Source organism: Brevibacillus sp. HB1.4B (genome assembly GCF_013284285.1).
GTDB classification, from domain to species: domain Bacteria; phylum Bacillota; class Bacilli; order Brevibacillales; family Brevibacillaceae; genus Brevibacillus; species Brevibacillus porteri.
The window spans coordinates 557,130-575,296 of record NZ_JABSUT010000002.1; the positions used below are offsets into that span (position 1 = coordinate 557,130).

At 45.3% G+C, this 18,167-nt stretch carries 18 protein-coding genes; 6 read left to right on the plus strand and 12 right to left on the minus strand.

Features of this window, described 5'->3' with window-relative positions; translation table 11 throughout:
* Positions 1-6: 6 nt before the first annotated feature.
* Both HP398_RS07205 and HP398_RS07210 read right to left on the minus strand, forming a co-directional pair.
* The gene (locus tag HP398_RS07205) at positions 7-924 is read right to left on the minus strand and encodes a phosphotransferase (protein WP_017250255.1); all 918 of its coding nucleotides are present in this window, start codon (positions 922-924) and stop codon (positions 7-9) included.
* A gap of 54 nt (positions 925-978) precedes the next feature.
* Positions 979-1,614 carry a helix-turn-helix transcriptional regulator gene (locus tag HP398_RS07210; RefSeq protein ID WP_173622246.1) on the minus strand — a complete coding sequence of 212 codons (636 nt, stop codon included), beginning with the start codon at positions 1,612-1,614 and terminating at the stop codon, positions 979-981.
* Positions 1,615-1,834: 220 nt separating this feature from the next.
* Between HP398_RS07210 and murB the strand changes: the two genes are divergently transcribed.
* The 3 genes from murB to HP398_RS07225 all read left to right on the plus strand — a co-directional run bounded on the left by murB (position 1,835) and on the right by HP398_RS07225 (position 4,490).
* Positions 1,835-2,737: a UDP-N-acetylmuramate dehydrogenase gene (murB, locus tag HP398_RS07215; RefSeq protein ID WP_173622247.1), complete on the plus strand. Its 903-nt coding sequence runs from the start codon at positions 1,835-1,837 to the stop codon at positions 2,735-2,737.
* A gap of 22 nt (positions 2,738-2,759) precedes the next feature.
* On the plus strand, positions 2,760-3,113 hold the full coding sequence (locus HP398_RS07220) for a HesB/IscA family protein (RefSeq protein ID WP_173622248.1): 354 nt from the start codon (positions 2,760-2,762) through the stop codon (positions 3,111-3,113).
* 186 nt (positions 3,114-3,299) lie between these two features.
* On the plus strand, positions 3,300-4,490 hold the full coding sequence (locus tag HP398_RS07225) for a multidrug effflux MFS transporter (RefSeq protein ID WP_173622249.1): 1,191 nt from the start codon (positions 3,300-3,302) through the stop codon (positions 4,488-4,490).
* A 67-nt stretch (positions 4,491-4,557) separates the two neighbouring features.
* Here the strand turns inward: HP398_RS07225 and HP398_RS07230 are convergent, their stop codons facing one another.
* The 4 genes from HP398_RS07230 to HP398_RS07245 all read right to left on the minus strand — a co-directional run bounded on the left by HP398_RS07230 (position 4,558) and on the right by HP398_RS07245 (position 8,398).
* Positions 4,558-6,573, minus strand: a complete 2,016-nt coding sequence (locus tag HP398_RS07230) for an endonuclease MutS2 (RefSeq protein ID WP_173622250.1) — start codon at positions 6,571-6,573, stop codon at positions 4,558-4,560.
* Between the two features lie 362 nt (positions 6,574-6,935).
* Positions 6,936-7,406: a macro domain-containing protein gene (locus HP398_RS07235; RefSeq protein WP_173622251.1), complete on the minus strand. Its 471-nt coding sequence runs from the start codon at positions 7,404-7,406 to the stop codon at positions 6,936-6,938.
* An 18-nt stretch (positions 7,407-7,424) separates the two neighbouring features.
* Entirely contained in the window at positions 7,425-7,811 is a 387-nt protein-coding gene (locus tag HP398_RS07240; protein WP_173622252.1) for a hypothetical protein, read from the minus strand.
* A gap of 23 nt (positions 7,812-7,834) precedes the next feature.
* The gene (locus HP398_RS07245) at positions 7,835-8,398 is read right to left on the minus strand and encodes a putative glycolipid-binding domain-containing protein (protein WP_173622253.1); all 564 of its coding nucleotides are present in this window, start codon (positions 8,396-8,398) and stop codon (positions 7,835-7,837) included.
* 155 nt (positions 8,399-8,553) lie between these two features.
* Between HP398_RS07245 and HP398_RS07250 the strand changes: the two genes are divergently transcribed.
* Complete coding sequence (locus HP398_RS07250; RefSeq protein WP_173622254.1) at positions 8,554-10,014, plus strand: flavin monoamine oxidase family protein; 1,461 nt, start codon at positions 8,554-8,556, stop codon at positions 10,012-10,014.
* Positions 10,015-10,076: 62 nt separating this feature from the next.
* Here HP398_RS07250 and HP398_RS07255 read toward each other — a convergent pair whose 3' ends face one another.
* The 3 genes from HP398_RS07255 to HP398_RS07265 all read right to left on the minus strand — a co-directional run bounded on the left by HP398_RS07255 (position 10,077) and on the right by HP398_RS07265 (position 12,121).
* Complete coding sequence (locus HP398_RS07255; RefSeq protein ID WP_017250265.1) at positions 10,077-10,646, minus strand: GNAT family N-acetyltransferase; 570 nt, start codon at positions 10,644-10,646, stop codon at positions 10,077-10,079.
* A 383-nt stretch (positions 10,647-11,029) separates the two neighbouring features.
* On the minus strand, positions 11,030-11,617 hold the full coding sequence (locus tag HP398_RS07260) for a DUF3238 domain-containing protein (protein WP_173622255.1): 588 nt from the start codon (positions 11,615-11,617) through the stop codon (positions 11,030-11,032).
* 30 nt (positions 11,618-11,647) lie between these two features.
* Positions 11,648-12,121 carry a hypothetical protein gene (locus HP398_RS07265; protein ID WP_173622256.1) on the minus strand — a complete coding sequence of 158 codons (474 nt, stop codon included), beginning with the start codon at positions 12,119-12,121 and terminating at the stop codon, positions 11,648-11,650.
* Positions 12,122-12,306: 185 nt separating this feature from the next.
* On the opposite strand from HP398_RS07265, the gene HP398_RS07270 reads away from it, so the two are divergent.
* Complete coding sequence (locus tag HP398_RS07270) at positions 12,307-12,930, plus strand: AAA family ATPase (protein ID WP_173622257.1); 624 nt, start codon at positions 12,307-12,309, stop codon at positions 12,928-12,930.
* Positions 12,931-12,934: 4 nt separating this feature from the next.
* On the opposite strand, the gene HP398_RS07275 is transcribed toward HP398_RS07270, so the two are convergent.
* From HP398_RS07275 to hutG, 3 genes are all read right to left on the minus strand, one after another.
* Positions 12,935-14,509 carry an FAD-dependent oxidoreductase gene (locus HP398_RS07275; protein WP_173622258.1) on the minus strand — a complete coding sequence of 525 codons (1,575 nt, stop codon included), beginning with the start codon at positions 14,507-14,509 and terminating at the stop codon, positions 12,935-12,937.
* A gap of 457 nt (positions 14,510-14,966) precedes the next feature.
* A complete protein-coding gene (gene gltS / locus HP398_RS07280; protein WP_017250271.1) occupies positions 14,967-16,154 on the minus strand; it encodes a sodium/glutamate symporter in 1,188 nt (395 codons plus the stop codon).
* A gap of 12 nt (positions 16,155-16,166) precedes the next feature.
* Positions 16,167-17,135 carry a formimidoylglutamase gene (hutG, locus tag HP398_RS07285; RefSeq protein WP_173622259.1) on the minus strand — a complete coding sequence of 323 codons (969 nt, stop codon included), beginning with the start codon at positions 17,133-17,135 and terminating at the stop codon, positions 16,167-16,169.
* 110 nt (positions 17,136-17,245) lie between these two features.
* On the opposite strand from hutG, the gene HP398_RS07290 reads away from it, so the two are divergent.
* Positions 17,246-18,136: a LysR family transcriptional regulator gene (locus HP398_RS07290; protein WP_017250273.1), complete on the plus strand. Its 891-nt coding sequence runs from the start codon at positions 17,246-17,248 to the stop codon at positions 18,134-18,136.
* Positions 18,137-18,167: the final 31 nt, after the last annotated feature.

An 18,167-nucleotide genomic window follows, 5' to 3' on the forward strand; every position in this document is an offset into this window, starting at 1 on the left:
GATGCCCTATCCGTCAGCGAGCGCTCGCCTTATCGTCATTCTTGCTTCCTCTGCCACTTCTTCGTCATGGTTATCAATGGCTTGCATCCAGAGCAGCATCGGAATGTACACCGCCATCATCCTGGCCAATATGTTTGTCTCTTCATCCACTTCTCCATACGCATGAAAAAATGGCTGGCGGGCTTGTGGCGGTAAAAAGCTGTAGGCCACATTTAAATCTGCTCCCGGGTGACCCACATTGAGATCCCCCCAGTCAATGATGCCTGATATATGCCCAGCTTCATCTACCAGCATATTTTTCACATGCAAGTCTCCATGTAGAACCACTTCACACGGACTGATTCGGTCTATCACGACTTGCCCTAAATAATTCGCGATCGCATCCCGATCCTCTTCAGAAATATGTACAGCTAAGGTAGACAAGAACGTCTGCATCTTTTCTTTTCTCTGTGCAATGTCCAAGAGGTTCCTGTGATCATGTTCGATCCCGTTTTCACGGGCACGCTGGGGCGGAAACGCGTGCAATTCTTTTAAAAACGTCGCAAGTGCCACTGCTGATGAAGCACGCTGCTCGTCGGTCAAGCCTTTTGGAAACGTTCCCGGTACATACGTGTACCCCAAAAAAGGGTATGGATAGTCGTCGTTTGGTTCCCCATAAAAAACTGGCTTCGGATATGGTATCGTCAGGAATGCCGCAAGCATTGGCAGCAGCACCCCTTCCTTTTTGATCAGTTCAACAGCGACATTCCGCCTGGGAAAACGGAAAACATATTCGTCCCCCACTCGAAAGACCACGTTATCCCAACCACAGCCGATAAGATTGATGGGCATAGAAGATAGCTGCGGAAACTGACTGTAGATGAGTGCGCGTGCCAATGGTTCAGATACTTCCCAGTCAGCATCCCATGGATTCGAGTTGGTCATTGCTTTCGTTCCCTCCTCATTTGTCATTTCATCTGCCGTGATGATGCTTTGCAGCTACGATTGTGTAGAACGGATCTGATAGACACATTTCTTTCCGCCGATTGCCACGCATTCCGTCCGTTCTACGCTCGTCTGGAGTAACGCTCGGTAACAATTAAGCTCTCTTGCACAGATCATCTGATATCGATCTGCTACTTTAAAATATGGACAATTATACTGCGTGATCACAAATTCCTCATCACTTACCTGCTCCCATCTCGCCATAAATCCGTTGTCATCTTGGATGCGTGCCATCTCTACCACCTTTTCAGATAGCTCTTTTCCTTCCATTTGTCCCTCGTATTTCTGGATAATCTTCTCTTGCTGCCTTGCGAAAAATTGATCCACCCGGTCTTCCCCGTCTGCCAGCACGATATGCTCCATCAAATCCACGGCTAATTGCCCGTAATCATTCGGAAATTGTTCGTTACCTTGCTGTGTTAACGAATAGTAGTGCATCGGTCTGCCTGCTTTTTGACGACCTACTCTGCACACAACAAAACCGTCTTTTTCCAAGTAGATCATTTGCCTGCTGACAGCTACCTTTGTGAGCTCCAGCCTGTTTTGCAAATCCTTTGTGCTGAGCTCCCCTTCCCTTTTCAGCAACAATAAAATGTATTCACGTGTTGATAGATGTCTATATCTCTCCATTTTCTCTTCGCCCCTTTATTGGAAAAGAACGATACGCTCACAGTATATGTCCTTTGTATAACTAATTCAACAAACATGTTTATAAAGTGACATTCTTTGCTCATCGTGAGATCTACGCAACCACAATTTATTAAACATTTTAGTTGAATATATATAAAATAGTGCATATACTGTAGTTGCAGTGCAAGGTGTTTTTTTCCAAGAAGGATAGGTGAAACGTATGAAACCTGTATTCTCGCTTCTCCGTGAACGACAGGTCGAAGTGACTTATCAAGAGCCTTTGGCGGCACATACTACCTGGAAAATTGGCGGACCTGCGGATTTACTGATTACACCGAGCAGTAAATCCCAACTGATCATGGTCCTGCAAATACTGAATGAACATCATGTCCCATGGATGGTGATGGGAAAGGGCTCCAACCTTTTAGTCACAGACAAGGGGTATCGTGGCGCAGTCATAAAATTAAACAAGGCTTTGGACTATGCCCGAATCGTGGACAATCAGATTTATGCAGGGGCTGCCTACTCCTTGATCAAGCTTGCAGCATTGGCAAACAAGCACAGGCTCAGTGGATTGGAGTTCGCTGGCGGAATACCCGGATCTGTCGGCGGCGCTGTGTACATGAATGCAGGCGCGAACGGATCGGATATATCGGACATTTTCCATTCAGCTGAAGTGATCACACAAACGGGAACCATTCGCTCCTTGCATGCTGTAGATTTGGATTTTTCTTATCGCCACTCTTCCTTGCAAGATACTGATGTCATGATCACGGAAGCTATTTTTGAGCTGACCCCGCGCGACAGCGAAAGCATCAAGCTCCAGTGGAACCACTATAAAGAAAAACGTTTAAAAACACAGCCTCTGCCTTTTGACTGTGCAGGCAGTGTATTCAGAAATCCCCCAGGCCATTTTGCTGCAAAGCTCATTGAAGATGCTGGCCTAAAGGGCATGCGGTACGGAGGCGCGGAAGTATCGAGCAAGCATGCCAATTTTATTATGAATACCGGCAATGCCACCGCACTTGATGTATGGACACTCATGAGACAGATTCAGGATAAAGTTCACAGCCAATCAGGTATTCACCTTGTTCCTGAAGTTGTGATCGTAGGTGAACAGTAAGCATAAAAAAGGAGGTCTCACGATGATTCAAATTAGCGAAACTGCTGTAACTCGCCTTCAAAATATGCTCGAACAAGAAAGCTCTACTCTCTTCATTCGTTTTGGCGTAAAGGACGGAGGGTGCTCTGGGATGACCTATGGACTCGGTTTTGATGATACTTATCAAGAAGGCGACACCACAATCGATATTGATGGCGTGAAGCTGGTCGTCAATCCGGAAAGCTATCCGTATGTCGATGGCGTCGAAATCGATTACAAAGAAACAGGGATGATGGGTGGATTTACGATCCAAAACCCGAATGCAGTCGCAACCTGCGGCTGTGGCAGCAGCTTCCGTACAGCCCTTCATCGAGGGAAAAGAGAAAAGTGTGAGTAATCCGCCAGACGAAAATGACTTGTCACCGATTCTAAACAAATGCTATTCTATTGAAAAAATTCCCCCTATAACTTATGTAAGGTGACAATATGCTTTCATTTTCAAGACTAAGTAAATGTAAACCCCCAATTCCGTAATCTCCTCCTGCGCTGTTTGAGATTTTCGGAATATAGGGGGAATGTACAAGTGAATAGAAAAATCTCAACACCATCTTTGTTACTGTTGATCATCCTGGTTGGTTTTCCGCAAATTAGTGAAACGATCTATACACCTTCGTTACCTGATATCGCCAATAGTCTCCATGCCAGTAACAATACGATCCAACTGACACTCAGTATTTACTTCCTCGGTTTTGCCTTTGGTGTATTTTGCTGGGGAAGACTCTCTGACTCTATCGGTAGACGCCCTGCCATGCTCTGGGGACTATTTGTTTATGGTTTGGGGAGCTTTGGTTGCTATCTCTCCGATTCGGCTGATTGGTTGTTATGGAGCCGCTTCATTCAAGCCTTCGGTGCGAGTGCAGGATCGGTGGTAACCCAAACCATCTTACGAGAGAGTACTGACACGACCAAGCGCCATGCTGTTTTTGCTCAGATTTCAGCTGCTCTCGCTTTTACGCCTGCAATTGGCCCCTTAATCGGTGGTTGGGTGGATCAATCGTTTGGATATCAGGCGGTTTTCTTCACACTGATTGCGATGAGCGTAGCGATCTTTGCTTACGCGTTTGTCTCGTTACCTGAGACCAAAACGTCTACAGCTTTAAACATAAATACGCTTGCTGTAGCCAAACGACTTGTTTCGGACAAAAGGATATGGGCTTTTGGTTTCTTAATTGGGGCGACAAATGGCATGTTGTTCAGTTACTATGCCGAAGCTCCCTTTATTTTCATTGCGTTTTTCGGCATGACACCTGGTGTGTTTGGGTTTTTGGGTATTTTCGTAGCGTTGGCTTCTGTAATCGGAGCCATGCTCTCGAAAAAAATGCTAACCAAATACCCGGCTGAGAATATTATCCAAATCGGCTCACTGGTAACGACGTTAGGGGCAGTATGCCTCACAAGCTTCACTTTGTATGGAGTGAGTCCGTCCGTTGTCTCGATGGCGATCATGGTAGCCTCTATCTTTACTCTTCTGCTAGGGATTGGGATCATGATTCCAAACTGCCTGAGTTTAGCTCTTGTCCACTACAGCGATGTACTCGGAACTGCTGGCGCTATTTTTGGTTTGGGTTACTACATCGTCGTCAGTCTTATCACCAGCGGCATGAGTTATTTTCATAATGGCTCGCTCGTCACCATGCCAATCTACTTCTTGCTATTGGCGATCATCATGGTGCTTGTTAGTAAACAAATGACGGTTAGCCCTACAGCCAACTAGCCTATTCATCCTGTCAACATCAAAAAGCCGATTCTCTTATAGAAAATCGGCTTTTTGCCCGTACTCGTCACCCCTCTCGTTTCGTCTCGATCGATAATCCTTCGACATGCTTGCGACTCATCATTTTGCGCTTCTTCCGGTTCTCTTTTGTCTCGAACACGATGTCCATGTCATAATCGGCCGGATACAGTTCTTTGCCCTCAATATGCAAGACGAGGCGCTTTTTGTTGATTTTATATTTCTGATTTTGAATCATGACGCCAACGATGCCTTTGGAGTCCTCCGCAGCAAATACGATGCCAGTTCTCCCCAGATAGGAAATGAATACACAATCACCAACAGCAAATGGTTTGTCACGCTCAGGTTTGACTGGAGTATCTGCTGCTTTTTCGGAAATCTCCTGTGAAAGCTGCTCTCGTCTTTCCTCTTCCACCTCTACTTCCACTTCTTCTGGCTTTTCTATTATTCGTGTCTCCACATAATGGAGAGCCTCATACTCTTCCTGCTCTCTGTCTTGGTATTGTTCCAGCCTTTCTGTAGTGGTAGTCGTAGTCGTGAATCCATTCCGAGTAATTTCCCGAGAACGCTGAATCATCTCAGACGGGATACCCAGCTTCAGTGCGATCAGAAATGCGTAGCTCTGGCCTGCTTCTCCGATTCGCAAGCGATACAGTGGCTGCAAGGTCTCCTCGTCAAATTCCATTCGTGCATTTTGGAACCCGGCAGTTGCGGAGGCAAAATTTTTGATTTCGTTAAAATGTGTATTCACAATCACCGTCGCACCTCTTCGGTGCAGCTCCTCCAAAATCGCAATCGACAAGGCGACACCTTCTCCTGGATCTGTACCGGTAGCCATCTCATCAATCAGAACGAGGGTAGAAGCGTCCGTAATCTGTAAGATTTCCAGCACATTATGAATATGCGCGGAAAACGTACTTAACGCTTGCTCAATGCTTTGCCCATCCCCAATATCTACCGCGATGTTGCGGAAAATGGCGAAGCGACTGCCTTCCTGTACTGGTACGAGCAAACCCGACTGCACCATCATGGTTAAAAGCCCGATGGTTTTTAACGTCAATGTTTTCCCGCCTGTATTGGGACCTGTAATAATAAGCGATTTGTATTCTCGACCAATCCTCATATGCAGCGGCACCATTTTCGGACCGAGTAGCGGATGCCGTGCTTCCTTGACATCGATGATCCCTTTTTCATTTAGTTCGACATTCGCGCCTCCGATTGCCAATGCGTACTTCGCTTTTGCGAAAAGAAAGTCATACATGCCAACAGTCTCGACATTCACGGTGAGTTCATACGTATATTCTTCTGCGAATGCGGACAATTGCATCAGTACTTTTGTTACTTCGCGTTCTTCCTCTGCCTTGAGTGCGGTGAGCTCGAACTGTACGGTGCTGATCTCCGTCGGTTCCATATAGACGGTTTGACCGCTCGCCGATTCATCTAAAACACTGCCAGCCACTTGCTTGCGATGTTCTTTTTTGATGGGAATGACATAACGTCCATTGCGTGTACTAATGACATTTTCTTGCATGATCGAACGATATTTGTTCATGACGGAATCCAGTTGTCTTTTCAAGCGCTCTTCAAATACGACGATGCGTTTACGCACTTTCAACAAGTCTTTGCTGGCGGAATCGACAACTTGCCCATGTCGGATGCATTGTTCGATTTCATTTTTCAATTTGGTGGCGTCGTACATCGATGCTGCATAAGAACTTACGCGTGGCGCCAATTGTGCTTTTGTCGCCATGTATTTTGTTAGTTGTGAGCAACTCGTTAGGAACAGGTACAGATTGGTAAAATCATTTACGCCAAATACATATCCTGTCCCCAGAAGGGAAAGGATCTTCTCCATCCCCTCCAGCGCAGGAATCGGTACACTTGCTCCATTTTGCAGGATGTTCTTTGCTTCTGCTGTTTCGTCCAACCTACTTCGCACTACTTTGACAGAGTCCATCGGCATCATTTGTTCTACATGCTTTTTCCCTGCGTACGATAAAGCGTAATCCATTACCTTTTCTTTGATTTTGTCGTATTCGAGACGCTGCAATGCTTTTTCATTCATGACTGATTTCTCCTTTTTTATGAAAAATAAAAAAGGGCGAAGAATGAACAAATGTCATTCTCCGCCCTTTTTTTGGGATACCTAAACAAAACGCAACCAAATAAAAAACCGCGCTGAACACAGCACGGATTTTGGGCGCAATGATAGGGTTTTCACCTAAGGCATTGTATGATATCCGTTGTTCTTAACTAATTCCAAGGCCGATGATCATCCAGCACAAAGAAACTTTGCTAAAAGGCAAAATTTCAAATGATGAATCAAGACCTTTTGTATGGAATTGCTTTAGTTAAGAACGACCGCCGACATCAACATCTCTCCCTAGATATGGTTCTTTTTACTATAGCGTATGTGATCTCCTGCCGTCAATCCGCTTCGAATTTGTACACTCTCACGCCATAGCCAGCAAAAATATCATCAAGCTGTTTCCTTACCACATCCCAGTCTCCCCCTGCTAATCCGCAGCCGATCCCGTATGGAATGGCGAGGGTCAGATTTTCTTTTTTCGCTAGGGAGAGAACTTCTTCCAACCCTTTTTGCAGCATGTCATATTTCGTATAGACTCCTTTTTTCCCATAACCGAGCTGTGCGAAAAGGTTGGCAATGTACTTTCCTTCCCCAACCTGACAAAGCAATACTTGTCCAAGAAGGTCCTCACGTGCATGCGCATACTGCTCGCAATGCCGCTTGTATTCCGTATAAACGCTTGGGTATTTGGCTCTTATTTGCTTGGCAAGCCCTGCTCCCATCACACCCATGCAGTTCACCTGCTGCACGATAATAGTTTCCGTGGCTTCCAAAATGTTGCCTGACACGACTTGTACCCATTCATTCATGACACTCACTCCTTTTCCTTACACTACATGCACGACTTTCTTTTTACGTCTTAGGAAACGCAGGCAAACAAAATAAAGCAAAGATGCAACTACGCCCAAGACGTAAAACTTGAGAAGCAGCATAAAGGTATGCGTAACGATGAAGAAAAGCATGATGGTTGCGATAATTCCAGCCACAATGTACAGCATTGCTTCCAGTATGAAAAGGAGACTTCCCTTGTTCCATGGTAATCGCTTCATGACCCAATCAATGATGAGAGATTGCGGAATCCCTAACAAAAACACGGTCGGGAACGTAAACATCCCGACAAGAAGAACCGAAGATCGATCCTGAAAATACAGTAGTGCAATCCCAAATGTAAATAAAAAACTGGCCAGTATACCCGCAATAAACCTTTCAGCCATGCTGGACAATCACTCCTTGCTCCCTACACCTGCTCACGGATAAACAGGTCTGGATAGTTCAGAACCAACCCATTTGTATCGACCGTGATGTTCTCCACGAATGTTCCTGCCCGGTATTGGTAGACAGAAGAATCCCCTTTACTTTCTAGCAGTGTATATTGCTGCTCAACTTGTCTATATGTCAGCTCATGAGCTGAGAAATAGGCTACTTGTATAGACTGTGGTTCCCGTGGAGAATACGACAAACGGCGTATCGGCAGTGTATTCGTGAAAGGCGTACAAGAAATATCGATATCGATACAGCTAAAGAGCTCAGGAATGGGCTCACCTACCTCGTTCGTCCAATTTCCCTTTCCATCCGATGAGAGATGCAAAGCGCCTTCTTCGCCCATGCTTGCTAGTGAAACCTCTCGCGTGACCCAATTTGAATCAAGAACAATTTCGTACTGGATTCTTGTTAGGGTGGCGTCATCCAGCCTCCCAATCACTATGCTATTGACGTGGATTCTGTTCGAGCCCTCCCGTATTCTCAAGTGCTCATATCCGACACCTGTCGTTGGTTTCCAGATAACATTCGTTGGTAACATTCAAGCTCCTCCGATCATTTGTTCCCCTTTTCTCCATCCTATCATTTCTTGGATGAAATTGGTAGAGTCCTGTATGATCAACTTACACAACGCATACCTGAGTAATCCATGGAATAGGATCATAGTACCGGAAAAGAATGGAAAGGAGACAATCTATGAATAATCCCTCCTTCTCCTTAACACAACCTGACATGCTATCCATTATTCGCAATGGTCTCCCACAAACCCACTCCCCCCTCACTATCATCATCGTCGGGGCTGGAATGGCTGGTCTTGTTTCTGCCTCGTTGCTTAAAGCAGCGGGACACAACGTAACAATTTTGGAAGCAGCGGACCGGATAGGCGGCCGAGTTTTTACATTGCGCTCTCCTTTTACCCATGGTCATTATCTAGAAGCTGGAGCCATGCGTATTCCTCTCACGCACGAACTTACTCTGGCATACGTGACGAAATTCGCTCTTCCGCTTCATCCGTTTATCAACAGCTCTCCGAACGACATCATCTCCGTAAATGGTATCAAAACAAGGCGTTGGATCTATCAGCGCGATCCGGACATCCTCCGTTTCCCTGTATCTCCACATGAAAAAGGCCGTACGTTCGACGAATTGGCCAGGCAAGCCATTAAGCCTATCATCGACTTCATCAACCTCGATCCAGCGAAGAATTGGCCCATCGTCGTCCAAAAGTACGATGGCTTTTCCATGGATCAGTTCTTGCGCTTCAATCCTGTTGCCCCTTCCTTATCCGCCCCCGCTATCGATATGATCAAGGTCATGACTGGCTTCGAAGGATTCCCTGAGCTCGCCTTTCCCGAAATTTTACGAGACTTCATCCTGTTCGATCCCTCTACACGCTTTTTCGAAATAACAGGAGGATTTGACCAGCTACCACAGGCATTTCTCCCCCAATTACAGGAGAATATCTACTTCCAGCATAAAATGACGCGAATCGTCGAGACGGGGAATCAAATTACGATTTCAGGCGTGCGTACCGACACAGGCGAACGGTTTCAGATGACCAGTGATATCGCGATTATTACCATCCCTTTTACCGTATTGCAGTTTGTTCGGGTTGAACCGTACGATCTGTTTTCCTATCAAAAATGGAAAGCTATTCGTCAACTCCACTATGTTTCCTCATCCAAAATAGGCATCCAGTTTTCGCAGCGATTCTGGGAAGCACAGGGAATAAGGAGCGGACAAACCGTAACAGATTCGCCTATTCGCCTCTCCTACTTTCCCAACCACGGTTTTGATCAGCCTGGTGGTGTCGTATTAGTCAGTTATACATGGGAGGATGACGACCTTCCGTGGCTAAGCATGTCGAAAGAAAAACAAGTTATGCAAGCGGTAAAGCATCTGGCTGACATTCATGGGGAGCAGGTGTACACTACCTTCGTTACGGGGGTCACACATAATTGGGCGTTGCAGCCTTATGCTGCTGGTGCCTTTGCCTTGTTCAAACCGTTGCAGGAGACGGAATTAACTCCCTACATTGGTGCGCCTGAAGGAAGAATTTATTTTGCGGGGGAGCACACCTCGAATGAACATCACGGCTGGATTCAAGGGGCGATTGAGTCTGCTTTGCGCGTGGCTGTAGAAGTGGGGAATAAATGAGCGGGGGTCTGTACGATGAAAGATTCCGTACATTCCCCCGCCGTTTATCGACTACGATTCTTTTACGAATTCAATTCATATTCTTTTCGAAGCAACGCAAGCTTCACAAGATCAATGTACATCCCATTTTCAAATTCCGTTTCTCGATGGATTCCTTCTACTTGAAAGCCAAATTTTTGGAGCAAATGGATGGATGCCGTATTTCGCGTATCTGCTTCTGCTTCTATTCTGTTTAGATGCATATGCGTAAACCCGTACGCGATAATGGGCCGCAGTGCTTCCGACATGATCCCCTTATTCCACCACGAAAAATTCAGATCATACCCAATCTCCGCTTTGTTATGTACAGCATGATAATGTTTGTAGCCGCAGCTGCCAAGAAATTTTCCAGTGGAACGATCCGTAACCGCCCACCTGAGTCCCTGTTTTTGTTCAAATAAGTCTCGGTACCATCGAAGTTCATTTTCAGCCTCTGCTATTGATTGAAACCTCGCTATTCCTACATATCTCGCCACATCTTCATGTGACAACACTTCAAAAATATCTTCAATGTCTTGTTGATTAGGTTGTCGAAGGATCAATCTGTCTGTTTCGATGACAGGGAATTGATCGGACATAGTCGGGTTACTCATGATAAGAACCTCCTTGTAAACGTAGGATGGAAGATTTTTGATGCCTACTCCCTTCCATCATCTAGTGAATGATATGGTTTATTATAGGAAGGACAAGAAGCAGAAGCAATGTCTGTCGTGTTCTTTGTAACCTTCTGTCTCTTTCCCATTAGTTGGTTTGCTCGCGAAATAAATAAGAGATCGGGAGGCTCATGGCAATTTCCCTGAAGAAAAAAGCCCCATTCCCTCTTGCTATCTGAGGAAATGAGGCAAACCGACGCGGCCTACTCTTTTTCTATCTGAATAGGAATTTCCCACTTTTGATCCGTATCCTCGATCAACGCCTACCAAAAAGAAAAAACCTTGATTTACCAATGTTTTTTAACGTACATCATGCGTTCGTACTACAGAGTCTTACGAAATTGATAGTCCATCTCTCCAGCCAATGCTGCCGGAGTATCACCTGTTTCGCGGAAATCATGGGTATAAATCGTTTCAAACGGCCCAAAATCCGCTTGCTTATAAAATTCAAAGCAAGGGAAGCCATCATGTGCTCCTTCAATCTGTACAAGACCATCCCTTTTCGCAGTCACCAATAATAAGTAGTCCACCGGAGGCGCATGCTCATTCAGGGGATTACTCGCACTTGCGCTCATTTCAAAGCTCACTTCATCATCCGATTTCCATACCATATTCCTGCACAAAATGCCCTCTGTACTCGCTTTTCCTTTTCGCAGCTGAATCGAGCCATCAGAATTCGTGATTTTCTCCGTTGTGATTCCCGTGTTCTGATAAGAAAAAATTTCTTTTTTCATGAAGTCTACGACGACCTCTTGCTCCACTCTGGAACGCATGGCATTTACGGCATAGGGGGTAAATTCGCGCGAATCGCCTTCAAATTGAATGACTTTTCCTGTTTGCGGATCTGCTCTGGGCTCCGTCCATGACTGGGGGATAAATACACTCGCTCTGATTTTGATCAGGTTCACCATACATTGGCACCTCCATGTGTGATTGTTCTTCTAAGACAAATATGTGATGTTTTGGTGAGGAACGCACTCCATGCAGATCGCTTCAAAATCTTTGCAATCAGCCAAATGGGACAGATTCATAGGGGCTTGTATCCTTTCTACGCCCATCTTCGGATTCACTAATAAATAATACGCCATAAGCAACGCTTTTCTACAATGATCCTGGTTTGGTTCACGCACGAGTAGCTCGCAGATGATAGCTGTCCTCTTATCCTCGTCATATTGCAAGGCCAGATGATAATCCCAAAATGGTATGGTGCTTTTACTCCCAGCAGAACAAACAATAGGGAAACGAGCGTGTACAAAGTGATTGATGATCTCATTTACTTTATCCTTGCTTACCTTCTTCATTTCGTTGTCAACGCAGCTAATTCCTTGATGAATTACCTGATAATAAGCCACGTTCAATAGATGCTCCCGAAATCTCTCTATCAATTCTCCACGCAAAAAAATAGGACCTATCACAATAAAGTCCCCCTTATTTGGTGTTACTGTACTTCCTATTTCGACATGTAGAAATATTATCCTATTTGTGCCTCATTTCCTCAATCGCGTTTTCATGACCGTCATGTTATGATTCAAAAAGATAAGGATCATCCAATGATTACCATATATAAACGTACATAACATCGTATGAGTAAGGTGGGATAATGATGCTGCACGAGAATGCGAATCTTCACGCTCCAGACAGATGTATTTTTCTCGTTACAGGGATTATGGCTTCTGGAAAATCAACAGTCGCTCAGTTACTTGCTGAAAAGCTGAATCGAGGCGTTCATCTGCGAGGTGATTCGTTCCGACGAATGATTGTAAGTGGCAGAGAGGAATATATGCCTGAACCGTCACAAGAAGCCATTCGTCAGTTGCAGTTGCGCTACAAAATAGCAGCCTCTACGGCAGACACTTTTTTTGAAGAAGGATTTAATGTCGTTGTACAGGACGTTGTGATCGGCCCCCTTTTGAGCGAATTTGTTGAAATGATTCGGAACCGTCCATTGTATGTTGTCGTACTCACGCCAAATGAAAAAGTGATTGAAGAGAGAGAGGCATCCCGTTCCAAAACAGGGTATGGTGCTTGGACGATTCCCCACCTCAATCAAATCTTGCAGACCGAAACACCAAAGCTCGGCATGTGGATCGATTCTTCCGAGCAGACACCACAGGAAACTGTCGACGAAATTATGCGGATTGCTTTTTCTGAATCTGCTCTCTCGCTCTCCAAGAAAAAACCTGAGTCCGATAAAATACCGAACTCAGGCAACCAGATCGTCTAACTGCTTACACTGCGTACATCGTTGGCCAGAAGTACTCTACGCCTTCCGCGTACAAGAACGCTTGGAACTTTTTCAGTTCATCAGGAGTATTTCGGACAGCGCGAGGAGTCAGGCCATATTGCAAGCAATAAGCTGTCAAATAGCCAGCAACTTCACCGACGTTCCACTCTACTGGGTGGAGACGGAAGCATCCATTAGTAATATGCGTAACCCCGAGGTTTTTGCCCGCTGGCAGCAGGTTATTTACACGCACAGGGATTAAGCTGCCCAGCGGAATTTGGAACGGATAAGTCGACACATCGACGTAATTGCGGTTCGCAGTGCTTGGATGCAGGTCAATTCGGTAGCTGCCGACCCCAACGGAATCATGGAAGGCTTCTGCCTTGCCTGTATTGCGGACAAATGCACTCACATGTTGCTCCAATACGGTGAATTCGGCTTTGATCCGGCGGGATTCACGAATATAAGGATACATCGCCAGTCCATCCTCTGTTCCCATGACATCCTTGCGCAGTCGCAGCCCTGGATACCCTTGTCCACCATCTGGGCGAGGAGCCTCTGTTTGCATCCAATACAGAAGGGAGAGACTCAGTTGTTTACCGCCGTAGAGGTGACGCTGACGCTCTTCCTCTGGTACATCAATGATCGAGCCAAGCCAGTAATCATTTTGCGGCCAGTTAACGGTTGTTACGCCACTCTTGTACAATCCGGTTTGGAAGTTTTTCGGATCAGCAATCTGGCGATACGTGAAGAGTGGAAAATATTTAGTCCCCGGGAACAGCTCATATCGTACAGATTCAGCAGTATTTCGCGGGTTGGAGCCTGTCCAGCTGAGCAACTTGTCCGGCCAGAAATCTGCTTTGTAGTTGCGCCAGAAGTCATACATTTCCGGCTTGGCAATCGTATGATTTTCTCCCTCCAAATAATCCATCGCGAAGCAATACGTAAATGCCTGAATATCATTTGGCTGCGGCGGCCCGACAACAGCATTTGGCTCTCCCGTTTGATCGACTGATTCAGCGCCAAGTACGTATTCTACGCCAGCCTGCGGGAGTACATCTCCACATTCTGTCGCGTCCAAGAAATACGGTGCTACCAGTTCATGAAAATCATGATGCTTCTGATCTTCTACTGTGATCGACAGTACGTTATCGCCAGCCATGCGAACAGCATGCAGCTTATGATTCGTCAGAATAGTAAGTCTACCGCTGTTAATATAAGGAGCAAGCATCTGATAAAACACAGCGAGCGCTACTTTCGGTTCGTGGCAAAGGCGACTTACGGAACCGTTACCAGGGTCAAGATTCGGGATGACGCGTGCTTCTGCCGTCATTGGATAATGGTTACGGTAATAGTCACGCACGCTGTCACGGAATGTGCGATAGCTCCGCGTGCAACCAAACTGTTCAATCCATGGATGCTCATCTGGCGGTACCGCTTGGCTCGTAAATTGACCGCCAATCCAATCGGTCTCTTCCGTCATAATGACTGATTTTCCTGATTTCGCTGCTGCCAGTGCTGCTGCGCAGCCACCAGTACCTCCCCCAATGATTACCACATCAGCATGAAGTTCTCTCATTCTTTTTCCCTCCACATTTTCTACTTTTTGGTTGTTTCTGCCAATTAATACGCAAAAAATGACAATAGGTTACAAATTTCGCAGAAAAAACTAAATATTTTTTTCCATTAGCTTCTGCTTGTGCAAACTTTGACTCAGCATCAGTGCTTCAAATTTACCTAGGAGTTGATGCCCCTTTCCAGCCCCTTCCTGCTGTCTCTTACCAAACCGAAATCCACTTTTCCACCCTAAAACTTGTGTTTTTAGGTGAGATTGTCTTTGCAAAGGCTCCAAAAACAAGAACATATGTTCTTAATTAAATATACACGAACAAGATGCGAACAGTCAAGAAATTATTTCCTTTTCTTTCTATTATTTGTAATCAATCAAACGATAGAGAGTTGGCTAAAGTGAATATACGCACAAAAAATCCCTCCAGCTAGACTATCTCCAGCATGAAGGGATTTTTGAATCGTCTTTATTTAAACAAATTAATCGTGGTAATAATGATCGGCATCGCGAACACATCAATCAGGAAGGCACCTACGATTGGAACGACCAGGTATGCTTTTCGCGAAGGACCAAATCTTCCCGTTACTGCCGCCATATTCGCCATTGCGTTTGGTGTAGCGCCCAGACCATGTCCGGTAAAGCCTGCGACCATGACTGCGGCGTCGTAGTTTTTGCCAAGCAAACGGAACAAGACGAAAATCCCAAACAAAACGATGAATACTACTTGAACAAATACGATCACGAGCATTGGAAGCGCAAGGTCTGCAACTTCCCACAGCTTGATGCTCATCAGTGCCATGGACAGGAAAATTCCAAGCGTCACATCACTGATCAGGTTGATGCTCTTCATGTCGATTGCCTTTGGATTGAGCTTGTCTACAATGTTACGGACAATTACCGCTACAAACATCGCTCCCACATAACCCGGCAGAACAAATCCGGTTGCAGTCGAGAACAGCTCTCCCAAATACGTTCCCAATGCCATACAGAATGTAATCAATAGCACTTGGATGAAGAAGGTATTCGACGTAATCGCTTGTCCTTTTTCTTCTACTGTCTCTACTACTTCTTCCGTTTCTGTCGGCTTCAGATCGTATTTCGTAATCAAATATTTCACAGTCGGTCCGCCAACCAAGCCCCCTGCTACGAGACCAAAGGTAGCTGCTGCGATCCCAACCGCCAAAGCAGATTGAATGCCCATGTCCTCAAGTGTTTGTCCAAAAGCTCCAGCCGCTCCATGTCCACCTTCCATGGAAACAGCTCCTGCCATCATCCCGATCAGTGGATGAATGCCGAACACGGAAGCCAAAGACACACCAATTACGTTTTGTGCCAAAGCCAGAAATCCACAGGCGATCCAGTAAATAACGAGCAACTTACCGCCAAGCTTGATCAGCTTAAAGCTCGCTCCCAATCCAACGGTAGTAAAGAACGTGAGCATGAACAAGCTTTGTAAGGAAGTATCCAATGTAATTTGTAAAATTCCGGTCGCTTTCAAAACAGTTGCAATGACAGCGAACAACAAGCCCCCAACCACTGGTGCCGGGATACAAAACTTTTGCAAGAAACTAGCCTTTTTTACGAGGAATGTACCTAATACGAGAAGTGCTACTGCGAGAAAAATCGTCGTTACTTGATTAAGTGCTAACGTCATAGTTGTCTCCCCTTAGTTGTTCTCTAGTAATCCCATGATGGCTTCATTCGTCAAGTAAGCACCTAACTTTACTGTTCTTCCGTTTTCATCTAAAATCGGATTCACTTCACAAATATCAAAAGAAAGCGTTTTCTTATGAGCGGCAACGGTACGGATCAAAGTGCGGACAACCATTGGTGTTAAGCCAAAAGGAGAGGGAGCACTTACCCCTGGTGCAAAAGCTGCGTTTAAAACATCTGTACATAGCGTCAGCATGACATGATCGTGTTTTTCGATGAATTCGCTTACAGATAAAGTAATTTCATCCATTCGCGCGTCTGTTATCTCTTCTTCATACACATAACGAACACCGAGCTCATCTGCTTTATCAAATAGCTCCTGCGTATTTCCGAAACGCTGAATCCCTAACACAAAATAGCTGCTATTTTTGTCATGCTCTAGTATTTGCCGAAACATCGTCCCAGATGAAGGCTGAACTTCATAGGAACGCAAATCGAAATGAGCGTCAATATTGATAATGCCCAGAGAAGCCTCTTTACCAATATGCTTTCGGACACCTACGTAATGTCCATACAATGTCTCATGGCCTCCGCCTAAAATAATGGGCGTCATGGCTTTGGAAAAGATTGCTGAGACGGCGTTCCCCAATTCTTCCTGGGCAGCTTCTAGCTCTTCGTTTGGACAAGCAACATTCCCCACATCAACAATCCGTTTCCCTTCCTCCACTTTCCAAGGAAGACTTGCAAGCGCTTGCCGAATTGCGTTTGGAGCTTTGGCGGCACCTAATCGTCCTTGATTGCGCCTCACTCCCTCTTCACATTCAAACCCAATGATAGCGACTGTGCGATCCTTGGCCGCTTGCAATGTATCCAAGTCCGTTATTTCTACAATCTGATGGTAGCGAAAACTGCTTCTTCTCTCCGTATGGTCAGTCCGGCCGGTCCACAAATCTGCTGATACATTCTTTGGCAAGCTATTCATCCTTTCTGAACCTTTTGTTTATTGATTATATAATGACAAACTTATTATTTCTAATATATAATTTAAATAAATTGATAGCTTAAAGCTATAAATGAAGGTAGGCGATCCAGTTGGACATCAAACATTTGCACTATTTTGTGACAGTTTGCGATCAGTTGAGCTACTCCAAAGCCGCACAAAAACTGCATATTTCACAGCCTTCCTTAAGTAACGCGATCAAAAATCTGGAGCAAGAGGTCGGCTCTCCACTGCTCGAGAGAAACACGAGAAAAATGGAAATGACGGACGCTGGTAAAATTTTATATCAGAAATCGTTGCTGCTTCTTTCCCAAATGAACATGCTGAAAAAAGAGATGGAAGAAGTAAAGTTAACCGGAAGCGGCGATCTCATCATCGGCATCATTGAGTCCGTGAAGCATTGGATTCCAAAAGTCATTCGCGAATATCAGAGGCGTTTTCCCTCTATTAACATCAAGCTAATCGAGGTGCTGAGCGGGAAAGCTGTCAAGGAATCACTGCGGAAGTATCATACGCATTTACTCATAACCAACCAATTCATCGATGAAGAAGATATCGAATCCTTTCCCCTGTATGATGAGCGCTTAATGCTGGTGCTACACAAGGATCATCCTCTGGCGGAAAAGGAATTGATTCGATTGAAAGACTTGGCTAGTGAGCCATTCATCATTAGTACAGAGGGATTTCAGACGCGGGAGGATATTTTAACGGCCTTTTCGTTTGAACAAGTCAACCCGCAAATCAAATTTGAGATTGAGCGATTTGAAACCGCGTTAACGTTAGTGAGGGAGAATTTGGGGGTTACGATCATTCCTGAGAACTATTTGTCTGGATCAACAGATGCTTCGCTTGTTCGGAAAACGATTGATTCGCCTGCGTTGGAGCGGACGGTTTATTTAGCGTATTTGAAAAATCGTTATTTGGCCCCAGCGGTGCAGGCATTTTTAGAGGAGGTTCGGGGGAAGTTTCCTTCCAAAACATAGCCAATACCCTCTACATCACATAGAGGGTATT